Annotated in this window: 19 protein-coding genes; 9 read left to right on the top strand and 10 right to left on the bottom strand. The window is 65.0% G+C overall.

Annotation, left to right across the window (positions count from 1 at the left end):
- The 6 genes from QX071_RS08850 to QX071_RS08825 all read right to left on the bottom strand — a co-directional run bounded on the left by QX071_RS08850 (nt 1) and on the right by QX071_RS08825 (nt 6,530).
- The gene (locus QX071_RS08850) at nt 1-1,014 is read right to left on the bottom strand and encodes a CobW family GTP-binding protein (protein ID WP_315701202.1); all 1,014 of its coding nucleotides are present in this window, start codon (nt 1,012-1,014) and stop codon (nt 1-3) included.
- A complete protein-coding gene (locus tag QX071_RS08845; RefSeq protein ID WP_315701203.1) occupies nt 1,011-2,621 on the bottom strand; it encodes an amidohydrolase family protein in 1,611 nt (536 codons plus the stop codon). Before QX071_RS08845 ends, QX071_RS08850 begins: the two co-directional genes overlap by 4 nt.
- A 131-nt stretch (nt 2,622-2,752) precedes the next feature.
- On the bottom strand, nt 2,753-3,583 hold the full coding sequence (locus QX071_RS08840; protein ID WP_315701204.1) for an ABC transporter permease: 831 nt from the start codon (nt 3,581-3,583) through the stop codon (nt 2,753-2,755).
- A 16-nt stretch (nt 3,584-3,599) separates the two neighbouring features.
- The gene (locus QX071_RS08835) at nt 3,600-4,628 is read right to left on the bottom strand and encodes an extracellular solute-binding protein (RefSeq protein ID WP_315701205.1); all 1,029 of its coding nucleotides are present in this window, start codon (nt 4,626-4,628) and stop codon (nt 3,600-3,602) included.
- 13 nt (nt 4,629-4,641) lie between these two features.
- On the bottom strand, nt 4,642-5,706 hold the full coding sequence (locus QX071_RS08830) for an ABC transporter ATP-binding protein (RefSeq protein WP_315701206.1): 1,065 nt from the start codon (nt 5,704-5,706) through the stop codon (nt 4,642-4,644).
- Complete coding sequence (locus QX071_RS08825; protein ID WP_315701207.1) at nt 5,706-6,530, bottom strand: ABC transporter permease; 825 nt, start codon at nt 6,528-6,530, stop codon at nt 5,706-5,708. The genes QX071_RS08830 and QX071_RS08825 overlap by 1 nt, the downstream gene beginning before the upstream one ends.
- Nucleotides 6,531-6,925: 395 nt before the next feature.
- Between QX071_RS08825 and QX071_RS08820 the strand changes: the two genes are divergently transcribed.
- From QX071_RS08820 to QX071_RS08795, 6 genes are all read left to right on the top strand, one after another.
- A complete protein-coding gene (locus tag QX071_RS08820) occupies nt 6,926-7,816 on the top strand; it encodes an ABC transporter substrate-binding protein (protein ID WP_315701208.1) in 891 nt (296 codons plus the stop codon).
- 219 nt (nt 7,817-8,035) lie between these two features.
- Nucleotides 8,036-9,664 carry an amino acid ABC transporter permease/ATP-binding protein gene (locus QX071_RS08815; RefSeq protein ID WP_315701209.1) on the top strand — a complete coding sequence of 543 codons (1,629 nt, stop codon included), beginning with the start codon at nt 8,036-8,038 and terminating at the stop codon, nt 9,662-9,664.
- 232 nt (nt 9,665-9,896) lie between these two features.
- Nucleotides 9,897-11,138, top strand: a complete 1,242-nt coding sequence (locus QX071_RS08810; RefSeq protein ID WP_315701210.1) for an acetamidase/formamidase family protein — start codon at nt 9,897-9,899, stop codon at nt 11,136-11,138.
- Between the two features lie 204 nt (nt 11,139-11,342).
- A complete protein-coding gene (locus QX071_RS08805; RefSeq protein ID WP_315701212.1) occupies nt 11,343-13,676 on the top strand; it encodes an acetamidase/formamidase family protein in 2,334 nt (777 codons plus the stop codon).
- A gap of 131 nt (nt 13,677-13,807) precedes the next feature.
- The gene (locus QX071_RS08800; RefSeq protein ID WP_315701213.1) at nt 13,808-14,191 is read left to right on the top strand and encodes a RidA family protein; all 384 of its coding nucleotides are present in this window, start codon (nt 13,808-13,810) and stop codon (nt 14,189-14,191) included.
- A 159-nt stretch (nt 14,192-14,350) separates the two neighbouring features.
- Entirely contained in the window at nt 14,351-15,943 is a 1,593-nt protein-coding gene (locus QX071_RS08795; protein WP_315701214.1) for a gamma-glutamyltransferase family protein, read from the top strand.
- 97 nt (nt 15,944-16,040) lie between these two features.
- Here the strand turns inward: QX071_RS08795 and QX071_RS08790 are convergent, their stop codons facing one another.
- Entirely contained in the window at nt 16,041-16,994 is a 954-nt protein-coding gene (locus tag QX071_RS08790) for a threonine/serine dehydratase (RefSeq protein WP_316171596.1), read from the bottom strand.
- Nucleotides 16,995-17,059: 65 nt separating this feature from the next.
- On the opposite strand from QX071_RS08790, the gene QX071_RS08785 reads away from it, so the two are divergent.
- Nucleotides 17,060-17,359 (top strand): ArsR/SmtB family transcription factor, encoded by a 300-nt coding sequence (locus QX071_RS08785; protein ID WP_315701216.1) that lies wholly within the window; start codon nt 17,060-17,062, stop codon nt 17,357-17,359.
- A 30-nt stretch (nt 17,360-17,389) separates the two neighbouring features.
- On the opposite strand, the gene QX071_RS08780 is transcribed toward QX071_RS08785, so the two are convergent.
- Complete coding sequence (locus QX071_RS08780) at nt 17,390-18,616, bottom strand: MFS transporter (protein ID WP_315701217.1); 1,227 nt, start codon at nt 18,614-18,616, stop codon at nt 17,390-17,392.
- A gap of 276 nt (nt 18,617-18,892) precedes the next feature.
- Between QX071_RS08780 and QX071_RS08775 the strand changes: the two genes are divergently transcribed.
- On the top strand, nt 18,893-21,115 hold the full coding sequence (locus tag QX071_RS08775; protein ID WP_315701218.1) for a tetratricopeptide repeat protein: 2,223 nt from the start codon (nt 18,893-18,895) through the stop codon (nt 21,113-21,115).
- A gap of 66 nt (nt 21,116-21,181) precedes the next feature.
- Here the strand turns inward: QX071_RS08775 and QX071_RS08770 are convergent, their stop codons facing one another.
- The gene (locus tag QX071_RS08770; RefSeq protein ID WP_315701219.1) at nt 21,182-21,400 is read right to left on the bottom strand and encodes a hypothetical protein; all 219 of its coding nucleotides are present in this window, start codon (nt 21,398-21,400) and stop codon (nt 21,182-21,184) included.
- Nucleotides 21,401-21,770: 370 nt separating this feature from the next.
- On the opposite strand from QX071_RS08770, the gene QX071_RS08765 reads away from it, so the two are divergent.
- Nucleotides 21,771-22,412 carry a hypothetical protein gene (locus QX071_RS08765; RefSeq protein ID WP_315701220.1) on the top strand — a complete coding sequence of 214 codons (642 nt, stop codon included), beginning with the start codon at nt 21,771-21,773 and terminating at the stop codon, nt 22,410-22,412.
- A gap of 111 nt (nt 22,413-22,523) precedes the next feature.
- Here QX071_RS08765 and QX071_RS08760 read toward each other — a convergent pair whose 3' ends face one another.
- Nucleotides 22,524-22,760 (bottom strand): hypothetical protein, encoded by a 237-nt coding sequence (locus QX071_RS08760; RefSeq protein WP_315701221.1) that lies wholly within the window; start codon nt 22,758-22,760, stop codon nt 22,524-22,526.
- Between the last annotated feature and the right edge of the window lie 73 nt (nt 22,761-22,833).

Below are 22,833 nucleotides of genomic sequence, written 5' to 3'. Positions count from 1 at the left end.
TCAGCTCACCCATTCCGCTTTGATTGTGGGCGCATCCAGCGCGGTCTCCGGCTGCCGCCAAGTGTAGGTGAACAGACCCGCTGGCGCGACCTGCTCGATCTCAACCCGCGCGACATCACGCGCGATCACCACGATGAAGGGCTGCGGCGGATTCTCAGCAGAGAGCTGGCGCGGGGGCGAGAACACCGTGCCGACACTCTCGATCAGGAGCGGTCGCGGCGCCTCGTGAACCCCGACCAGCCCCTTGATGCGGAGCAGGCGTTCGCCAAGCGCGCCGGCAAGGTTATCGAGCCAGGCAGCGAGATCGGAATAAGCGAGTCCGCCCGCCGGCCGCGCCAGACATAACGCCAGCCGCGGATGCGCCGATGTCAGCATCGGCGCCGGTTCGCGCAACGGCAGCGCCGCCATCAGCGGCGCGAAGGCGATCTTCACGGCCAAGGCGCGATCGGCGGTCACAACCACCTCGGCGACCGGATTGATGCTGGCGATCGCGTCCGGCGCTTTGGCCAAGCCTTCTGATCCGAGCAGGTCGGCCTTGGTCGCGACGATGCGGTGCGACGCCGCCCATTGCGCCGCCGCCTCCTCGAAGGCAGCCACCGCCGCGCCCCGCGTGAGATCGTAGGTGCCGATCACGGCGACGCGCATCCGATGCTCGGCCAAGGTCGCGAGCTGGCGCAACACCGGACCCGGCATCGACAGGCCGGACGTCTCCAGGATGATTCGCCGCAACGGCCCCGCGCCTGCAGGGCGCGGCGCCATGATCAGGCGGTCGATCGTGAATGCAAGGTCGGAGCCGATCTGGCAGCAGACGCAGCCGTTGGAGAGCATGGCCATCGGCACATCGTCCCCGCTCTCGCGCAGGATCACGCCGTCGAGCCCGATCTCGCCGACCTCGTTGACGATCACGGCGGTGTCGGCCGCTGCCGCCCCCAGCAGGAGATCGCGCAGCAGCGAGGTCTTGCCCGAGCCGAGAAAGCCGGTCAGGACGAAGAAGTCGATGATGTCAGCGCTCATGGCGCCGCGGCATCCTTGGCTGCGTACTTCTCCGGGACGTCGCTTTCCCAGCTCGCCTTGACCAGTTCGCGCACGTCGGCCAGCAGTTCCTCGGTGTCGTAGATGATGCCGTCCTTGATCGTGTATTTCAGACCACGATGCCATTCGACCGCGTTGGAGGCATCATTGAAGCGCATCGCGCCGGTGCCGTAGAGCAGCTTGAAATCGGTCAGAGGGTTGTGGTCGTGCACCAGCATGTCGGCGCGCATGCCGATGTCGATGGTGCCGATCTCGTCCTGGAGACCGCACAGCGCCGCGCCTTGCGATGTCGCCGAGCGGATCACCTCCAGCGGATGGAAGCCGGCCTCCTGCAGCAGCTCCAGTTCGCGCACATAGCCGAAGCCGAAAATCTGGTAGATGAAGCCGGAATCGGAGCCGGTGCAGACCCGGCCACCTCGGTTCTTGTATTCATTGATGAAGGCCATCCAGAGCCGGTAATTCTCCTTCCACTCGATCTCGTTCTGGGTCGACCAGCGATACCAGTAGGAGCCGTGGCCGCCGCGCTGCGGGGTGAAGTAGTCCCACATCGACTTCCAGGTGTAATCCTTGTGCCAATAGGCCTGACGCGCGCGCATCAAATCGCGGTTGGCGTCATAGATCGTGAATGTCGGAACGAAGGTGAAGCCGAGCTCCAGGAACTGCTCCAGCACCTCATTCCACTTCGCCGAGCCGGGTTCGGCGCCCTGCCGGAACATCTGGCCCGACACCGAGAAGCGGAAATATTCGTCGGTGTAGTTGTAGTCGAGCGGGAAGTTCTGGATCACGCGATCCTCGAACAGCGCCTCCGGCAGGCCGTAATAGTGCTCGGCGCTGGTCAGGCCCCAGCGCGCGGTGGTCAACGCGTTCATGCGCGACACCGCCATCTGCGCGTGATGGCATCCGGCGCGCAGGCCGAGCTTCTTGCACTCGTCGAGCGCCGCCTCCATGATCGCCGGCGGCGCGCCGAAGAACTTGATGCCGTCCGCGCCGCGCGCCTTCACGTCGCGCAGCCAGGCGCGGCCCTGCTCCGGCGTATAAATCGTCTTGACCATGTCGTTGACGGCCGGGAAATAGGCGTAGGCCAACAGCCGCGGCGCCGCGATCGTGTTCGCCTGGGCGCGCTCGCGCTGGTCGATCATCCAGGACAGCCCGTTCATCGAGCCCATCTCGCGGACCGTGGTGACGCCATGCGCCAGCCACAGCTTGTAGACATAATCGACCGGCGGCACCCAGCCGTTCGCCGAATGATAGGCGACGCCGGCATGGGCGTGGCAATCGACGAAGCCCGGCGTCACCCATTTGCCGCGGCAGTCGATCTCATGATCGGCCGGCTGGCCTGAACCGGCGTCGTAGCCATAGCCGACCACCTTCTTGATGCTGACGATGCGGCCGTTCTCGACGACGATGTCGACGGGACCGATCGGCGGCGCGCCGGTGCCGTCAATCACCGTGGCCCCGCGCAGCGCCAGCCGCCTGAACGGACCCGTGCCGCGATCGCGCGAGGTCGCCTTCGGCACGATCGGCACTTCACCCTTGTTCCTGATATGCGCGAGTTCGTCGCCCGGAAGGATGTCGGCCTGTTCAGTCATGCTCTCGTTTCCTTGTATTCCAATCAGTTGTCGTCATAGCGAGCGAAGTGAAGCAATCCAGAGTCGGAAAGCAGGTCTGGATTGCTTCGTCGCTGACGCTCCTCGCAATGACGGCAATCATTATCATCGCCCTACGCCGTCCTGTACCGTCGCGCGAAAGCGACGCTGCCAAACACCGTGAATGCCATCGTCACCGCCAGCAGCATGAAGGCGAGCGCGGCTCCCATCGGCCAATTGTTGCCACGCACGAACTGGTCGTAGACGGCCGGAGCCATCATCTTGAATTTGGGACCGCCGAGAAGCACCGCTGTTGCATAGGTGTTCATGCAAAGCACGAACACCAGGATCGAGCCCGCCGCGACACCCGGCGCGGACAGCGGCAAGATGACCCTCCAGAACACGCGCGCTCCGGAGGCGCCGAGATTGGCGGCCGCATCCTCGAGATCGTGCGGAATGCTTTCGATCACGGATGCGATGGTCAGGATCATGTAAGGAAGCACCACCGCGATGATGCCGAGGATGACCGCCTTCGGCGTGTACATGATCTCCAATGGCTCGGAGATCAGGCCGACTTTTTCCAGCGCGGTGTTGAGCAGGCCGTCACGCGAGAACAACGCCATCCATCCGGCCGAGCGCACGACGTTGCCGACCAGCAGCGGAAACAGCGTCGCGATCACCACGAAACTCTTCCAGCGGCTCTCGATGCGGCCGAGCCAGTAGGCCGCCGGAAAGGCGAGCACAAGCGTCAGCAGGGTGCAAAGCAGCGCGATGCCGAGCGTCGAGACGATGATCTGCTGGTAATACGGGTCGGTCGCGGCCTTGATATAATTCTCGGGCGTGAAGGCCTGCACCATCAGCTGGGTCGGACTGAACTGGTTGAGCGAGATCCGAAACATCAGGATCATCGGCCCGACCAGCAGGGCCAGCACCAGCAGACAGGCGGGAACCACCAGCAGCGCCATCATCGAGCCCCTAGATCTAGCCCTTGAAGTCCTTGTTCCAGAAGTCCTGCGTACGCTGGGTGCGGCCAGCGGCGTAGGCATAGTCCGGCTTCAACAGACGGGCGCGCTCGGCCTCGTTGAGGCTGACCTGCTTGGCGAGATCCTCCGACAGCACCGCATCCGACACGGTGGGCACGTAGCCCATCTTGTCGCAGAACGCGACCTGGGCCTTGGCGTCCAGCATGGCATCGAGGTAGGCGAAGCCGCCCGGCTTGTTCCTGGCGTTCTTCGGCACCGAGGCCTGGAATACGATCGCCGGCGCGCCTTCCTTGGCGACCACGTGGTTCAAGGGAATGCCGGCCTTCTTCCACTGGAAGCCGCGGGCAAGCCACATCGTGGTCAGCCACACCTCCTCCGACTTCAGCGCCGCCGCCAACGCCTCGTTCGACGGATAGATCTTCACGTCGAGCGAGCGCCATTCCATCAGCTTCTTCTCGGCCGGGTCGAGATTGGACGGGCCGCCGCCGCCGGCCAGCGCTGCAGCCAGCGTGTTGTTGGGATAAAGGATGTCGGCGAGGCCGACCCGGCCGCGCCATTTCGGATCCCACAGGTCGGCGAAGGATTGCGGCGGTGTCTTCACCAGGTTGGTGTTGTAGAGGATGACCTGCGCGGAATAGATGTGCGGGATCGCGATCTCGCTCTTCAGCTCCGGAAACACCTTGTCGAGCCGCGTCACCTGTTTGGCGTCGACCGGATCGAACGTGCCCGATTGCGCAACGATGTACATGTCGCCGTCGGAGAGACACGCAACATCCATCGAGCCACGCCGGCTCTGTCGCTCGGCGAGCAGCTTGGTCTTGCGCGGATCATTGTTGGCAATGTCCTGTACGATCTCGTAGCCCTTCGGCACCAGGATCGGCTTGTCGATGATATCGCTCAGCAGCTGCCCATAGTCGCCGCCCCAGGTGCCGACCACGACCTGGCCACCTTCGGCGCGCGCAGGGAAAGCGGAGGCCAACGCCGCAGCGCCGGCGGTTGCAGAGAGAAAATGGCGTCGCGAAATCATGATGACCTCTCACTCATGCTGATGTTTGCGGGACAAGGCGCGGAGCCTTGTGGTCCCATTGCAGGGACACGAAGTCGTCGGGCCTGAGCGCAGCGAGCGGCTCACCGGCACTCGGTGTCTGGCGGACCACCACCAGGGTCTCATCGCCTACTGCGATCACATATTCGGTCTGCGGGCCCATATAGGTGACGGCCTGCAATCGCCCCTGCAGCCCTGCGGTCGCATCCACCTGCAGCACGATGCGCTCCGGCCGCAGCGCAAAGGCAGTCGCATCCTTGCATTCATCCGCAGCCGAGTCGACCGGCAGCAGCAGGCCGCCCTCGGTGCGGAAGTGAGAGGCGTCTTCGCGGCGGCCGAGCAGGATGTTGCAGCGCCCGACGAAGTCCGCGACGAAGGCGTCGCTCGGCGTGTCGTACAGCTGTTGCGGCGTGCCGATCTGGCGCACCCGGCCGCCCTCCATGACGACGAGGCGATCGGCCATGGTCAGCGCCTCCTCGCGATCATGCGTGACCATCAAGGTGGTCAGGCCCAGGCGCTGCTGCAGCGCGCGGATCTCCAGCCGCACCTCGCTGCGCAATTTGGCATCGAGATTGGACAGAGGCTCGTCGAGCAGGAAGATGCGCGGGTTGATCACCAGCGCCCGCGCCAACGCCACGCGTTGCTGCTGGCCGCCGGAGAGCTGACGCGGCAAGCGATCGGCAAGATGCGACAGCCGCACGAGCCTGAGCGCCTCGTCGATCCTCGCCTTGCGCTCCGCTGCATTCAGCCCGCGCATTTCGAGTCCGAAGCCGACATTGTCGGCCGTCGTCATGTGCGGAAACAGCGCGTAGGACTGGAACACCATGCCGGTGCCGCGCTTGTGGGCCGGCAACCTCGTGACATCCTCGGCGTCGAACAGCACGCGGCCACCGGTTGGCGGCAGGAAGCCCGCGACCATCCGCAAGGTGGTGGTCTTGCCGCAGCCGGAGGGGCCGAGCAGCGCAACCAGTTCGCCCTGCTGGATCGTGAGATCGAGTTCGTCGACCGCGACCGAGGTGCCGAAGCGCTTGCTCAATTTTTCAAGAGACAGCCGCGACATCAAACGACCCGGGAGAGTTTGACGAAGCGGTCGGTCACCAGCATCAGCAGGCCAACCAGAGTGATCTGGACGGTCGCCACCGCAGCCAGGGTGGGATCGATCCGGAATTCGAGATAGTTCAGCATCGCGACGGGAAGCGTGATCCGACCGGGGCCGACGAGCAGCATCGAGAGGTCGAGATTCTCGAAGCTCTGGATGAAGGAAAACATCGCCGCGGCGACGATGCCCGGCCGCATCATCGGCAAGGTGATGCGGCGAAACACGGTGAACGGACCAGCGCCGAGATTGGCGGCCGCCTCTTCAGCTCTGCGGTCGAGCCCTTGCAGGCTCGCTACCACAAGACGCACGGTCCAGGGGATTGCGAGCAGCGAGTGCGCCACCACCAGCCCTTCGGTGGTCGCCTTGATATCGCGGTCAAAAAAATCCTCGGCCAGCACGTAGAGCATATAGAGGCCGGAGCCGGCGACCACGCCGGGCACGGCGAGCGGCGCCAGGAGGAAGGAGCTCAAGGCCTGGCGTCCCGGGAACTCGCCGCGCACGATGGCGAGCGCGGCAGCCGTGCCGATCGGCACGCCGATCGCCGCCGCCAAGAGGGCGACCTGGAAACTCGTGAGCAGGCCGCGCAGGAATTCGGGCTTGTCCCATGCGTTGGCGTACCATTTCAGGGAGAGCGCCGGCGGCGGGAAACTGATCAGCTCCTGCGCAAAGAAGCTCGTGACCACGATCATCACGACGGGCGCGAAGATGATGAGATAGGCGAGGACGATCAGAGTCCGCATCAGGACTCGGCCAAACGACAGCTGTTCCGTCAAACGGAACATCATTGCAGATACCTAACCAACGAGATCGCCCCACACACTCGACGTCGAATGGCGGCACAGTAGTCGGCCGCAACGCGCCAGCCAAGCCCACGGCGCAAGGTCTCGCGATGCACACTTGCATAGCCTCAGCGGGCACGCGGCAATGATCAGTAGGCGTAAGTCCGCGACGCTTCACCTCAGACACGAGCGCTGACCAATGTCCGGGTCGGACTGACGCGGATAGTTTTTGGGCAAGCTCTGCTCAATCTCTGACCTACAGCGATGCAACTTATTGTGCGCCTACGGACAAGTTTTCCGTGCGCACGCACACCTAAGCTTGCCTTCGAGCTTGGACCGCGGCGGCGGCATCACAGCACCGCCGGACCACGCAACCATCACCGTTCGAAGGAGCTGGCAACATGCAGAATTGGCTATTCACCAAGGCGCGGCGCGCGTGTCTTGCCGCGTTCGGCGCCGTGATCGCGGCGGGACTGTTGGCGCCTGTCGGCGTGCAGGCCGCGACGCCCGCGGGCTGCGCGGCGCTGCAGGACAAATTTCCGGACTGGAAAGGCAAGACGCTGGTCAACGCGATCAACCCGCACACGCCGGGTTATGAATCGATCGATCCCAAGGATCCCGGCAAATATGTCGGCTTCGACATCGATCTCGGTGAAGCCATCGGCGACTGCCTCGGCTTCAAGCTGACCTACAAGCCGGTGACCTTCGCAGCGCTCTTGACCACGCTCGCGAGCGGCCAGGCCGACATCGTGATCTCCGATATCTACGCCACCAAGGAGCGGGCCAAGGCCGCCGACTTCATCACCTATTCGAAAGTGTTCGACGGCGTGCTGGTCGCCAAGGGCAATCCGAAGGGCATTCACGGCATCGACATGACCTTGTGCGGCGCGGCCGCCGCGGAAAATACCGGCTTCGTCGAGGTGCCGCTGGTGCAGGACATGGGACCGAAGTGCAAGGCAGCCGGCAAGCCGGAACCGACGCTGCAGCTCTACGACAACAACGCCAACTGTATCCAGGCGATCCTGGCCGGACGCGCCGATACCTACATCAACGACGTCAACACGGTGGACCAGGCCGTGAAGGCCTATCCCGACAAGCTCGAGAAGGCGATCGCGGTGACGATCCCCTATTCGGTCGGCATCGCCGTGCCAAAGGACAAGCCGAAATTCCGTGATGCTGTGCTCGCCGCGCTGATCGAGGTGCAGAAGGCCGGCATTCACCAGGAGCTGTTGAAGAAGTGGGAGCTCGATCCCGCCAACTTCAAGGAGCCGGATATCCTCCAGGCGGATTGAGCGTTCGTACGATTTGCTCCCATGAGCGTCCCCCGCCGATTCCCCTTCTCCCCTTGGGAGAGGGGGAAGAACCTCGGCCATAGAAACAGGGAATTCGTCATTGCGAGGAGCGAAGCGACGAAGCAATCCAGCCTTTTTCGGTTCTGGATTGCTTCGCTTCGCTCGCAATGACGGCTCGCCGAACCAACCTAGCCGCAACTCGTCAGGCCTTCTTCACCGATGTCCCTGTTCCTGCACTATCTCAGCCTGCCATACCTGCTCCAGGGCATCGAGCTGACCCTGCAGGTCACGGCGCTCGGGCTGATCGGCGGCTTGATGCTCGGCGTGATCATCGCGGCCATGCAGCTCAGCCGCTTCTGGCCGCTCGCCGCACTGGCGCGCGGATACACCGTGATCTTCCGCGGCACGCCGCTGATCCTGCAGATGGTGTTCGCCTACGACGCGCTCCCGCATATCGGCATCAAGCTGCCGGCGGTACTGGCCGCCGGACTTGCGCTCGCCTGCAACGAAGCCCCTTTCATCGCCGAAATGCTGCGTGCCGGCGTGCTTGGCGTCGATCGCGGCCAGCTGCTTGCGGGACAGGCGCTGGGCATGACGCCGGCAGTCCTGATGCGGCGGATCATCGCCCCGCAGGCGATCCGCACCATGATCCCCGCCTTCGGCAACGAAGCGGTGAGTGCGCTGAAGAACTCCTCGCTCGCCTCGGTGATCGCGGTGCAGGAGCTGACGCTGCGCTCGACCCAGCTCGCCTCCTCCACCTTCGATTTCTTTTCGATCTTCTTCGCCTCCGGCCTGCTCTATCTCGTGCTGACCGGCGCGGTCAGCGTGGTCCAGCTCGGATTGGAATGGCTGCTCGATCTCGATCGCAGCACGAAGCAGCGCCGGCTCGCGGACTATCTGCCGTGGCGCCGCATCGATCTCGCGACCAAGCTGGCGTTGGCCGAGACAACCGGCCCCGCGACCGACACCGCGGCGCCCGAACCGGCCGAGCTGAAGGAGACGCCGCCGCTCGCGCTCACCAGCGAGGACCGCGCCAGGCGCGCCGCCACCATCGCCCGCAACAACATCGCGGTCGAGGTCAAGGATCTGCGCAAGAGCTATGACGGCCACGCCGTCCTCGACGGCCTCGATCTCACCGTGCGCATCGGCGAAGTGGTCGCGCTGCTCGGCCCCAGCGGCTCGGGCAAGAGCACCCTGCTCCGCTGCATCAATCATCTGGAGAACTGGGATTCCGGCTTGGTGCGCGTCGGCGGCAAGCGCCTCGGTCACGGTGAAGACGGCCGGGCTCTGTCACCGCGCGCGATCGCCAACGAGCGCGCCAATGTCGGCGTCGGCATGGTGTTCCAGCAATTCAACCTGTTCGCCCATCTCACGGCGAAGGAGAACATCGCCGGTCCCTTGCGCTGGGTTCACGGCATGGGACGTTTCGAAGCCGATCGTCGGGCGACGGAGCTTCTCGACCGCGTCGGCCTCAGCCATCGCGCCAACGCATTGCCTCGGCATCTGTCCGGCGGCCAGCAGCAGCGCGTCGCGATCGCCCGTGCGCTCGCGCCCAATCCCAGCGTGCTGTTGTTGGACGAGCCGACCTCGGCGCTCGACCCCGAGCTCGTCAACGAGGTGCTGGAGGTGATCCGCCGGCTCGCGATCGACGACGGGCTGACCATGATCATCTCCACGCATCAGATTCGCTTTGCTGACGAGGTCGCTGACCGCGTGGCCTTCCTCACCGGCGGGGTGATCCTGGAGGAAGGCCCGGCGCACGAGGTGTTGTCCAACCCGCGCCACCCGCTGACCGCGCGCTTCCTCTCTGTGATGGATGCGGAGCGGCAGAAGGAGTCCGTGCGATGATATCCCATACAGCAAGGCGAACGGCTCTGGCAGTAAACGCCGCAGCGGCATCCTTTGCGTGGCCATCCTTGGAGACGCCCACCTGCGGCGGGCTCCTCAGGATGAGGACCTTTTACGCAGCAACACGTCAGACCCTCATGGTGAGGAGGCGCGCAGAGCCGTCTCGAACCATGAGGCCAGGACCAGATCCAATCCGAACTCTTCCCAGATCTGTGCGCAAAGAGGCCCTTGCATGAGACATCATCTGCTGCCGGTTTCGTCCAAAACCGTTCATTGGGGCTATTTCAGCAAAGTGGTTGCCCCGGCCCTGACGCTGCGCTCCGGCGATCGCGCCACCATCGAGACTCTGACGCATCATGCCAATGACGACTACGAGCGCATGATCAAGGACGATCCCGGCGCCGAGAGCGTGTTCGCCTGGACGCGCGAGCACAAGGCGGTCGCGCGCCGCGGCGCGGGGCCCACCGAAGGTCCGTTCGTCCGTGGCTCCGGCGAAGGCCTCGGCGTCCACCTGCTCACCGGCCCCGTGGCGATCGAAGGCGCCGAGCCCGGCGATGTGCTGGAAGTGCGCATCCTCGACATCCGGCCGCGGCCGAGCCAATGCGGCTGCCACGCCGGAAAATGCTTCGGCTCCAATGTCGCGGCGAACTGGGGCTTCCACTATCACGACCTGATCGAGGAGCCGAAGCCGCGCGAGGTGATCACCATCTTCGAGCTCGACACCGCGGGCGAGCCTCATGCCAAGGCGGTGTATAACTATGTGTGGACGCCGCAGACCGACCCCGACGGCATCGTGCACGCGACCATCGATTATCCCGGGGTGCGTGTCGATCACGCCACGATCGCCAAACGCGAGAACATCCTGCCCGGCATCAAGGTGCCGGCGCGGCTGCATTTCGGCACGATGGGGCTTGCGCCGACGGAAGCCGATTTCGTCTCCTCGATTCCGCCCGGCTATACCGGCGGCAATATCGACGACTGGCGCATCGGCAAGGGCGCGCGGATCTATTACCCGGTGGCCGTGCCCGGCGCCTTCTTCTCGGTCGGCGATCCGCATGCCGCGCAGGGCGACAGCGAGCTCGGCGGCACCGCCATCGAGACATCATTGACCGGCGACTTCGAGTTCATCCTTCACAAGAACAACGAGCTCGGCGGCACGGCGCTCGAAGGCCTCACCCATCCTCTGCTTGAAACCGATCAGGCCTGGTCGGTGTACGGCTTTACCTATCCGAACTATCTCGCCGAGCTCGGCGTCAACGCGCAAACCGACATTGCCAATCACTCCAGCCTCGACCGCGCGATGCGTGATGCCTTCCGCAAGCTGCGCCGGTTCCTGATGACGGTGCATCATCTGAGCGAGGACGAGGCGATTTCGCTGATGTCGGTCGGTGCCGATTTTGGCGTCACCCAGGTGGTCGATGCCAATTGGGGCGTTCACGGCACCATCCGGAAGAACGTCTTCCGGTGTGAGTAGGATCGGATCCGCCGCCAAAGAATGCGGTGCGCTCCCTCCCCCCTTGGGGGGGGAACAGAGCGCCCGCGGCGATCGCACTGGACACAATGAGTCATTGAGAGACGATTGAACGTCACACGCGTCGATAGGCCGCCGCTCCAGTGCCCAATGGTGAAGCTCATCTGGCACGGTGGTTGCTTGACCCCGGGGGTGTCGAGCAGTCCCATGAGTTTTCGCCCTTTCACCAGCGAATCCTATGCACAGGACGATCGTCCTGAAGCGTGGCGCGACGTCCTGAACGCGATCGGGCTGCAGCCCGCGTCGAACGCCTCCTTCTATGACGGCCACGCGACCGCATCGCTTCGCAATGCCCCCGGCCTCGCGCTGACGCGGCTTGCGGCGGGACCGCAGGCCGTCGCACCACTCGCGCAGCCGCACGAGGATCTGCCGATCGCACTTCTTCCGATCGAGGATGGGGCCGTTCTCAAGAGCAAGGACGGCCACCGCATCGTACCCGCCGGGCATCTCGTGCTGCTGCCGCGTGCGAGCGAATGGAGCATCGCGTTTCAGCGCGACCTGCGCGCGCTTGCCCTGTCAGTGACGTCAGAAGCCCTGCATGGCCGTATCGGCGGCAAGCTCAAGCTCGCCAGACCCCAAGTGATCCAGCCGAACGGCTTGGCGGATGTGTTCTGCCGCACGCTGGAGGCGGCGGCACGATCGCTCGAAGGCTTGAGCGATGCCGAATGGAGCACCGTCGCGCAATCCCTGATCGACCTGCTGCTCACATTGGCCCATCAGCAGGCGGCCCCCATCAATGATGGCTGCAGCAGCGCGGCGCAGGCCGCGACCTTGCATCGGATCTGCCAGACCATCGAGCGGCGGCTGGACGATGCCGAGTTGACGCCGGCACGCGTTGCGCAGGCGGAAGGCATTTCCGAGCGTTACCTGCAGAAGCTGTTCGAAGGCGCCGGCGACAATTTCAGCCATTATGTCCGCGAACGGCGGCTGCAGCGCGCGCTTGCCGATCTCTCCAATCCCGCCGAAGCCAGCCATTCGATCTCCGAGATCGCCTATCGCTACGGCTTTGCCGATTCCGCGCATTTCAGCCGCAGCTTCCGCCAGCGCTTCGGCCTGTCACCGCGTGAATTCCGACAGCAGAAGGCAGAGCAAGGATCGGCGGCGGCACCGCGCGGACAGCGCGGCTGGCCGCTCGCGGCGCTGGCGCAGGCGCGCGCCCCGCAAACTTCGCTTGGCGCCAGGGTCGAAACGAACTTGCCGGCGCCGGCCAACGATCGTGACAGGCAAGAGGCGCATGCCCATCATCTCTCGGTCGCCGCCGACCGCGTGCATTGGGGCTATTTCAGCCGTTCCTTGCCGCCGCTTCTCGAGATCGCCTCGGGCGACACCATCACGATCGAGACGCTGACCCAGCACGCCTCCGATGATCCCGAGCGGATGATCGTGGGCGATGCCGACGCGGAGAGCGTGTTCGGCTGGACGAGAGAGAAGAAGAATGTCGATCGCCGCGGCGCCGGCCCGATGGACGCCAGCGTATTCGGCCGTGGCGCCGGCGAGGGCTTTGGCGTGCATATCTGCACCGGCCCCGTCGCGATCAAGGACGCACAGCCGGGCGACGTGCTGGAGGTGCGGGTCGTCGACATCGTGCCGCGACCGAGCCGCAGTCCGGCCTATGCGGGGCGCGTGTTCGGCTCCAGCGTCGCCGCCTGGTGGGGCTATCATTACAATGAGTTCTTGGGCGGGCCGACGCCGCGCGAGGCGGTGACGATCTACGAGATCTTCGCCGACGATTCCGAGCCGCATGCACGCGCCCTCTATTCCTATCGTTGGGAGCCACAGACCGATCCGTTCGGCGTCGTGCACGCGACCTACGACTATCCCGGCATCCCCATTGCGCCCGGTAGCGTCAAGCGCCGCCACGGCGTGCTCGACGGCATCCGGATTCCGCTGCGGCCACATTTCGGCGTCATCGCCGTCGCCCCGCGCGAGGTCGACTTCGTCGATTCGATTCCGCCCTCCTATTTCGGCGGCAATCTCGACAATTGGCGGCTCGGCAAGGGCGCGGCCGTCTATCTGCCGGTCGCAGTCCCCGGCGCGTTGCTCTCGGTCGGCGATCCCCATGCGACCCAGGGCGACGGCGAACTCTCCGGCACCGCGATCGAGTGCTCGATGACCGGCACTTTTCAGGTGATTTTGCACAAGAAGGGCCAGCTCGCCGGCAAGCCGTTTGCCGATCTCAGCTATCCGTTGATCGAGACCGCCACCGATTGGGTGCTGACGGGTTTCAGTCACCCGAACTATCTCGCCGAGTTCGGCGCGCAGGGGCAGAGCGAGGTCTACGCGACCTCCTCGCTCGACCTCGCAATGAAGGACGCGTTCCGCAAGATGCGCCGGTTCCTGATGCAGAGCAAAGGTCTCAGCGAGGACGAGGCGATCGCCTTGATGTCAGCCGCCGTCGACTTCGGCGTGACGCAGGTGGTCGACGGCAATTGGGGCGTGCACGCGATCCTGAGCAAACGGCTGTTCGGGGACGGAAGCTGATTTCCACTCAACTCGCAGGGTGGGCAAAGCAAGCGTGCCCACCGCTGAGCGACGACACTGGGAGGGTGGGCACGCGCCGCCTCGCGTCGCTTCGCTCACCCCACAGAATCAATCACGGAAAGGACCAAACCATGCAATTCCACATGATCCCCGGCGCGACCAGGCCCGTCGCGCCATTCAGCCACGCCGTGGAGACCGACGGCTTCGTGTTCGTCACCGGCCAGATGCCGGACTCACCAGAAGCACCGGGCGTGCTGCCGGACGGCATCATCGATCAGACGAAGGCGGTGATGCAGAACTTGAAGTACATACTCCAAGGTCTCAACCTTGGCCTCGAACATATTGTGATGGCTAGGATTTACCTGACGCGCTTCAAGCAGGATTACGCGGCAATGAATGAAACCTATCGTTCATTCTTCCCCGTAGACCGGCTGCCTGCCCGCACCTGTGTCGGCGTGACCGGGCTCGCTTATGATGCGCTGATCGAGATCGATCTGGTCTGCAAACGACCATAGTGGCTAAAGGTAAATACATCCTCACCGGCGCGGGGACCTGACCATTCGCTGACGTCGCAGCGGCCAGCCGCTTTCGCGGATTGCCTCGCGCCGTCGCGCGGTGTCAATTCGCCCGTGTTCCGGCGCCGACCAGCGCCATCGACGTCGCAAGGAGCCGCCATGCCGAACCACTTCTCCCACCGCCAAGAGATCAGAAAGCCAGCAGTCAGCTCGAAAGGCGGCATCGTCGCCGCACAATCGCGCCGCGCGGCCGAGATCGGCGCGGAGGTGCTGGCCGCCGGTGGCGACTGCGTCGATGCGCTGGTGGCCACCGGCTTTGCGCTCGGCGTGCTGGAACCCTGGATGAGCGGCATTGGCGGCGGCGGCGCCATGGTGCTCTATCGCGCCAAGGAAAACCGGGTCGAGGTGATCGACTACGGCATGCGCACGCCGGACAGCCTGCGCATCGAGGATTATCCGCTCAGCAAAGATGGCGGCGTTGCCGCCGACATCTTCCCCTGGGCGCGGGTCAAGGACGACCGCAATCTGCACGGCCCTGGCTCCATCGCCGTGCCCGGCGTGGTCGCCGGCATGGAGGAAGCACGCAAGCGTTACGCCAAGCTGCCCTGGAAAGACCTGCTCACGCCGAGCGTGGCGCTCGCCGGCGAAGGACTGCTGGTGGACTGGTGGACCACCGTCATGATCTCGAGCGCGGCCGCCGATCTGCGCCGCTACAGCGCCAGCGCCGCGGCATACTTGAAAGACGGCCTGCCGCCGAACCCGCAATGGGGCATCAAATCGGTGGTGCGGCTACCCCAGGAGCAGCTCAAGGCCACGCTCGCGCATCTCGCCAGTGCGGGCGCGCGCGACTTCTACGAGGGCGATCTCGCCCGCTCCGTCAGCCGCGACATCCAGGCCGCCGGCGGGGCCTTGTCGGTCGAAGACCTCGCGGCCTTCAAGGCGCATGTGCGCGAGCCGCTGAAAATTCCCTACCGCGGCGGCACCGTGTTCGCGACACCGGAGCTGACCGCCGGTCCCACGCTGGCGCATACGCTGCGCCTGCTGCAAGCGAACCTGCAGTCGGGCGGCACCCCGAACGCCGCCGCCTATCTCGCTTATGTCGAGGCCCTGCAATCGGCCTATCGCGAACGGCTCAACGGCATGGGCGATGCCGAAGGACGCCGCGCGCTCGGCGCCGAATATCTCGCGCCTGCCTGTACGACGCATTATTCGGTGGTCGATCGCGACGGCAATATGGCCGCGGTGACGCAGACGCTGCTGTCGAGCTTCGGCTCGAAATTCCAGACTCCGCAGAGCGGCATCATGATGAACAACGGCATCATGTGGTTCGACCCGACGCCGGGCACGACCAATTCGCTTGCGCCCGGGAAGCGCTGCCTCACCAACTACACGCCCGTGGTGGCGCAAGCCGCCGACGGCCGTCGTCTTGCGCTCGGCGCCTCCGGTGGCCGCCGCATCCTCCCGGCTGTGACGCAGTTGCTGTCCTTCGTGATGGATTTCGGCATGGATCTGGATCAGGCCATCCACCAGCCACGGATCGATGCCAGCGAGGGCGACATCGTCGGTGCGGATACGCGGCTGCCGGCCGGGGTGCAGTTGGCGCTCGCGGCGAAGTTCGACGTCGAGCAGGCGCCGGTGCAGACGCTACCGATGAAGTTCGCCTGCCCGAGCATCGTGCTGCGCGACGGCGCCACCAACAGCGGCGCCACCGAGATCTTCCATGCCTGGGGCGATGCGGTCGCGGAAGATTAGCGTCGTTCGGGCAAATGCCGTCACTGCGAGGAGTTGGCGAGGAAGCAATCCGGAGACCTGCGTGAGGTCCTGGATTGCTTCTCGGTTACCGCGCCAATCAGCTCTCGAAATTCACCGCCGTGGTGTTGGCGCCGCAGAGCAGAACCGCGACGCGCTCGGACGGCGCCGGGCGATAGGCACCCGATAGCAAGGCCGCGAAGGCGGCCGCGCCGCCCGGCTCGGTCACGACGCGCAGGTTCGCCCACAACGCGCGTTGCGCGGCGCGGATGGCGTCGTCATCAACCAGCACGACGTCGGGCGCGACGAAGTCACGGGCGATCGGAAACATCAGCTCGCCGATCCGCCGGGGCGCGAGGCTGTCGGCGGCGATGCCGCCGGCGGGCGCATCGACGGGCCGACCGGCCGCGAGCGCATCGCGCAAGGTCGGCGCGCCAGCCGGCTCGACCGCCACGACCTTGATCCGGCCCTCGTACCAGGCGGCGATGCCGCCGATCAGCCCGCCGCCGCCCACAGCGACCAGCAGCGTGTCGATATCGTCAGCGTCGCGCTCGATTTCGAGCCCGACCGAGCCCTGCCCCAGCATGGTCTCGGCCTGATCGAAGGCGCGGATCGGGATCGCTCCGGTACTGGTCACCATCGCTTCGCTCGCGGCCAACGCATCGGCGTAACGCTCGCCGCCGACATGGATCTCGGCGCCATAGCGCTTGATCAGTTCGATCTTCGATGGCGACGCGATGGTCGGCACGAAGATCGCCGCCCTCCTGCCCAGCCGGCTCGCCGCCAACGCGACCGCGACGCCATGGTTGCCGCCGGACGCAGCCACCACACCGGCGTCCGGAACCTCGCGGGTCAGAAGATTGGCGAACGCACCGCGCACCTTGAACGAGCCCGCATGCTGCATGAATTCGAGCTTCAGCCGCAATCGCATCGGCGGCAGGCCGAACTCGGCGGCATCGACCGTGACCAGCGGCGTATGGCGGACATGAGGTCGGATCAGCCCATAGGTCGCCGCGATCCCGTCGCGGTTCACCGATCTCGGCGCATCGGACATGCTTCACCTCACTGTTCTTCCGACGCCACCCTTGACATGGATTAGCTAATTGGCAAAGTCACGAAATGAAGCCGGAGTTGATTTTTCGCGCGCTGGCCAACGACAGGCGACTGCAGATCCTCGACTGGCTGCGGGAGCCGCGCCGGCATTTCCCGCGACAGGCGGATGGCGACCTGGTCGAGGACGGCGTCTGCGGCATCTTCATCGCCGACAAGCTCGGCGTCTCCGCGCCGACCTTGAGCGAGCACATGCGCGTCCTGACCGCGGCCGGCCTGGTCAAGGCCAAGCGTGCCAAGGGCTGGACCTTCTATAAGCGCGACGAGAACGGGTTGAAGGCGGCGCGCCGGCTGGTGAACAGTCTCTGAGAGCTGCCGCGGCAACTGCGGTCGGGACCGTCAGGCGGCGACCGCCCGGTGCCGCCGTGCCAGGATCAACAGGCTCAGCACGATCGAGACGTTGACGGCATTCCAGGCAACACCATTGGCGAAGGCTGCGGCATAGGAGCCGGTAGCATCGAAGATCACGCCAGAGACCCAGCCGCCGAACGACATGCCGGCCACGGTGGCGAAGACCACGATGCCGACCCGCGTGGCCGCCTCGCGCGCCGGCATGGTGTCGCGGATGATGATCGCGTAAGCAGGCACGATGCCACCTTGGAACAGGCCGAACATCGCCGAGATCAAATAGAGCGAGTTCAAGCTGTCGAAGAACAGGTAGAACATGAGCGCAAAACCCTGGGCCAGCGAGCCGATCAGCAGCGTGCGCACGCCGCCGATGCGGTCGGCGAGGAAGCCGGAGCCGATACGGCTGACGATGCCAAAGCCCATCATCAGCGACAGCATCTCGGCGCCGCGGGCGACGCCATAGCCGAGATCGCCGCAATAGGCGACGATATGGACCTGCGGCATCGCCATCGCCACGCAGCAGGCAACGCCGGCGATGCAGAGCAGAACCGTGAGCGTGTTGGCGGAAATGCCGAGGTCGAGCCGCGGCGGCGGCGCCTGGACATGGCTTTGCGCGCCGGTGCCGCCCATCCGCGCGCGCAGCACCAACAGCAGCAGCGTCATCGCACCCGCGCAGAACAGTCCGATCGCGATATGCGTGGTGCGCCATCCCGCGCGCTGGATGCCGAACGTCACGAGCGGCGGCCATATCGTCCCGGCGACATAGCTGCCGGCCGCGACGACCGTTACGGCGAGGCCGCGATAGCGGTCGAACCAGTGCGAGGCTTCCGCCATCAGTGGCGCGAAGGTCGCCGAGGTGCCCATTCCGATCAGGAAATAGACTGCCTGGAACTGCCACAGCGTCGTCGACACGCCCGCCAGCACGTAGGCCGCGCCGGTCAAGGCGATGCTGAGGCCCATCGCCGCGACGATGCCGAACCGGTCGGTGATGCGGCCGACGATGACACCGCCGAACCCGAAGCCGAACATCGTCAGCGTATAGGCCAGCGACACCGCGGCCCGGCTCGCGCCGAATTCGGCCTGGACCACCGGAAGCACCACCACGACCGACCACATGCCGACCCCGCCGATCGAGCCGATCAGCAGCGCAAGGCCGAGCCGCACCCAGGCCTGACGCGAGTCAGGGGCGAAGCCGGACGTTTCCTCATGGCGATTCATTTGAGCAGGCACGATGCGCAACTGTGTCGTCCGGCAATCTGCGGTCAAGCCGCAGTCGCGCAGGGTGCATATGCAGAAGCTGCGTGAGCATCCCCGCACGACCCCGGCGGCGGCCTCGCACATCCACGGAACCTCACCGTTAACCAGCCGCTAACCATGTACTGGGTAAATTTTGCCGGGTGAAGGTGGGCAGTGTCGCGCGATCAGACACGGCGGAGCGTGACCGCCAGCCTGGCGGCTGCGCAAAATCATAAAGAAATTCCTGGAGAACGAGCCTTGGCCAGCAATGTCGGATCCCGCGCCTTCCAGAACGCCAGGCTGCAGAAGAAACTGAAGAAGCAGGCGGAGACGTTGCTGCCGACAGCGATGACGGCCTATCGCGCCGGGCGCCATGCCGAGGCGCAGTCGCTGTGCCGGCAGCTGCTGCAGGATTTGCCCACCTACTTCGATGCCATGCATCTGCTCGGCGTATCGGTCATCGAATGCGGACAGTTCGAGGAAGGCAGGCAGATCCTCGAGCGCGTCGTCGCACTCGATCCAGGTTCAGCGGATGCCAATTCCAATCTCGGTTTTGCGCTGATCAACCTCAAACGCTATGACGAGGCCCGCGCCCTGCTGGAAAAGGCCGTGAAGCTGCGGCCAAATTCCCAGACCGCGCAGCGCAATCTGGCGATCGCCCTGCTGCGCCTGGAACTGGCGGAGCCGGCAATCGCCGCCTTCACCCGCGCGATCGAGCTCAAGCCCGACGACGCCGACGCCTGGTGCAACCGCGGCGTCGCGGAGCTGATGGTCAGGCGCTGGGATGCTGCCGCCGTCAGCGCCGAGCGGGCGCTGGCGCTGGCGCCGCGCCATTTCGAAGGCTGGGTCAACAAGGGGCTGGCGCATCTCGAGCTCAGGCATTTCGAGCTGGCGGAAGCGGCCTTCAATACCGCGATCGAGATCAGGCCCGACATGGCGGAGGTGCGCGCCCATCGCGGCCGGCTGCATATACTGGCGGGTCGAATCGACCAGGCCGAAGCCGATTTCGATGCCGCGGTCGCGCGCGAGCCCACGCTCAAACTGGGATGGCAGGGCAAGGCCCAGATCAGCATGCTCAGAGGCAACGTGGCGCAGGCGATCGTCGCCTGCAGGCGCGTGCTCGAGCAGGACAATAGTTCCGAAGTCGGCCTCACTTTGCTCGGCGCCTGTCTCGGACGGCTGGGCGACACGGCCGGTGCGATCGCGCATTTCGACCGCGCCATCGCGATCCGGCCGGATTACGACGAAGCGATCACGAAGAAGATCTTCTATCAGGATTTTCTCAGCCAGGCGGATTTCGCAGCCCAGCAGGCGACGCGCCGTTATTGGTGGGATACGGTCGGCAGCAAATTCCCGCGGCGCAAGCTGGGCGCGCGCGCGCTCGACCCGGACCGGCGCATCATCGTCGGCTATGTGTCGGCCGACTTCAGGAGGCATTCGGCGGGGTTTGCGTTCCTGCCGGTGCTGCGATGCCACGACAAGACGAAGGTCCAGATCAACTGCTACTCGTCGTCGAATGTACGCGATCAGTTCACCCTTGCCTTCGAGTCGCTGGCCGATGTCTGGGTGAATGCGAACAACCTGTCGGATGACGAACTGGCAGACCGCATCCAGGCCGACGGCGTCGACATCCTGGTCGACCTTTCCGGCCACACCACCGGCAATCGCATGGCGGTGTTTGCGCGCAAGCCGGCGCCGATCCAGGTTACGGCCTGGGGCAGCGGCACCGGCACCGGCGTTGCGACCATGGACTATTTCTTCGCCGACCCCATGACGATCCCACAAGATGTCCGGCATCTGTTCGCGGAAACCGTCTATGATCTGCCATCGGTGATCACGATCGACCCGATCACCGATGCCACGCCGTCCGCGCTGCCGATGCTATCAAACGGTCATCTCACATTCGGCGTCTTCAACCGGATCGACAAGATCTCGGACGAGGCGCTGGCGGTGTGGGCGAGACTGCTGCGCGAGGTCGAAGGCGCCAAGATCGTCATCAAGCATGTCGCCCTTGATGAAACATTCCTGCGCGATGCGCTGGTGGACCGTTTCGTGGCGCAGGGCATCGCGCAGGACCGGATCGCCTGCTTCGGTTCGAGCCCGCGAAGCGACCATCTGCGGGCTCTTCAGACCATCGACATCTCGCTCGATCCGTTCCCGCAGAACGGCGGCATCTCGACCTGGGAATCGCTCTACATGGGGGTGCCGGTCGTGGCCAAGCTCGGCCGCGGTGCGGCCTCGCGCGCGGCCGGAGGCATCCTGACGGCGATCGGCCTCGACGATTGGGTGGCCGGCGATGACGACGGCTACATCAGTATCGCAAAGCACTTCGCATCGCAGCCGGCGCATCTTGCCCAGCTACGGGCGGAGCTTCCCGCGCGCATCGCGCGTTCCGCGGCCGGCAATGTCGCCGTCTACACGCAGCACGTCGAGGCCGGCTACCGGCAGTTCTGGCGCGAATACTGTGCCACGGGCGCATGATGCGCGCGACGGCCGACGAGGCTCCAGCGCCGTCACATCCGAGACCGGGACCGGCGGGGCGTCCGGTCAGTCCTCGCTGAGCTCCTCGAGTTCTTCCTCGAGCTCTTGTTCCTGGGCTGCGTCGTCGACCACATCGATGGCTTGCTGGATTTCGATCAGGCCCTTGATCGCGGCTTCGGTCTCACCCAGCTTGTAACCCGCCGCAATGGTCTTGATCCAGTTCTGGCGCATCTCGACCAGCACCGTGCGCGCGTTCATGAGAACTTCAATATCCGTCTCGGCCATGTTGCTCCTCGCCATCATCTCGCTTGGTTCCTAACCGTGGCGTATGGCGCGCATATGTCAATGGCGGGAGTTGCGATCGGCCCGGCAAAAAGCAAGAGAAAGCCGAGGCCCCGCCGGGCCGCACACCTTCCGGTTGCATCGACGGTGCGCGCGGCGGATCAGCGTCGGCGTTGCAGGTCTCACGTTCCGCGTCTGCCTCAGGGCGCCCTCGCCTTCCACTCCCGAACGGCCCGCGAGGACGTTGGGTGTCCGTCGTTTGTGACGGCGAGGAATCATGTCCTGCGCTTGACATCGTGAGCTCCTTGCCGCCGCCGTCAAATCGCCGTCGTCGATCGGGCATAAATAGGCTTTCTTTCGCTCGAGCCTCGCCATGCTGACCGACACGCTCCTCCACATTCTCTACAAGCTGGTGCAGTGGCGCTTTCTGGTGCTGCCGGCCTGCGTGCTGCTGGCGCTGGCCGCGCAGGCGCTGCCGCCGTTCCGGCGAGGCGCCGACGGAAAGGGGCGGTTACGCGCCATGCTCCCGATCCCGCTCGGGGTCGTGCTCGGCGTCGGCAACCTCGTCTATGGCACCGAGATCTCCGCCAACCTCGTCCATCGCTTCGGCGCGCAGGGCCAGGCGACCGTCACCGGTTCCTACGACACCAACGATTTCTACAACGACCAGCGCGTCCGCAGCCACAACGTGCTGATCAGGATCACGGACGCGCGCACCATCGAGGCGCGGTTCACGGATGCGGATTTCAACGTCTACCCGCCGGCCAACGGCGTCTATTATCCGCAGCAGGGCGACGTATTCAACGTCAGCTATATCGAGAGCTTCCCGCAGGACTTCGTCATCATCAGCAACGACGACAGCCCGTGGGCGCATGCCCTGCGCTGCTTCGAGCTGAACACGGCGACGCAGGAGGCCGAGTCCAAGCAGCACTTCGCGCCGGCCTCGCAGGAGTTCCGGCAGGCCTATGAGAGCGCAGCGCAGGCGGCGCGCTCCGCCGGCTGCGACCGGGGTTAGTCATAACAGCATCAGAACGCCCTGGGTGCCAAGGCCGATCGCGGTCACGACAAGAGCGTCGTCGTTCGGGATGAAAAACTGAACGGGCGTCGCGCACGCCGCCCGGCGTCGTCAGAAATCCCGCAGTTTCGTCAGGTCGAGCAGCTCGCCATGCTTCTCGAACAGGTCGGCGTGCTGTCGCAGGACGTGTTCGGCCTGCAGCCGCCGGGACAGGTGCAACACCGCCACAAGGGTCTTGAGAATGCCGGTGCGTTGCGGCGTGGCTTGGGAGATGATGCGAGGCGGATGAATGCCCCGCAACGAAAATGACGCCTGGTCCATCGGATAGGCTCCACTATCGATTGACATATATTTGAATCGCTGGCGCGGCGGACTTGAAATGTCCGATCAGCTTGTCCGCGCCCTCTGCATCCGAACTTCG

This window comes from Bradyrhizobium sp. SZCCHNS1022 (assembly GCF_032484835.1).
In the GTDB taxonomy this organism is placed as follows: domain Bacteria; phylum Pseudomonadota; class Alphaproteobacteria; order Rhizobiales; family Xanthobacteraceae; genus Bradyrhizobium.
This window is presented reverse-complemented; position numbering and strand designations above follow the sequence as displayed.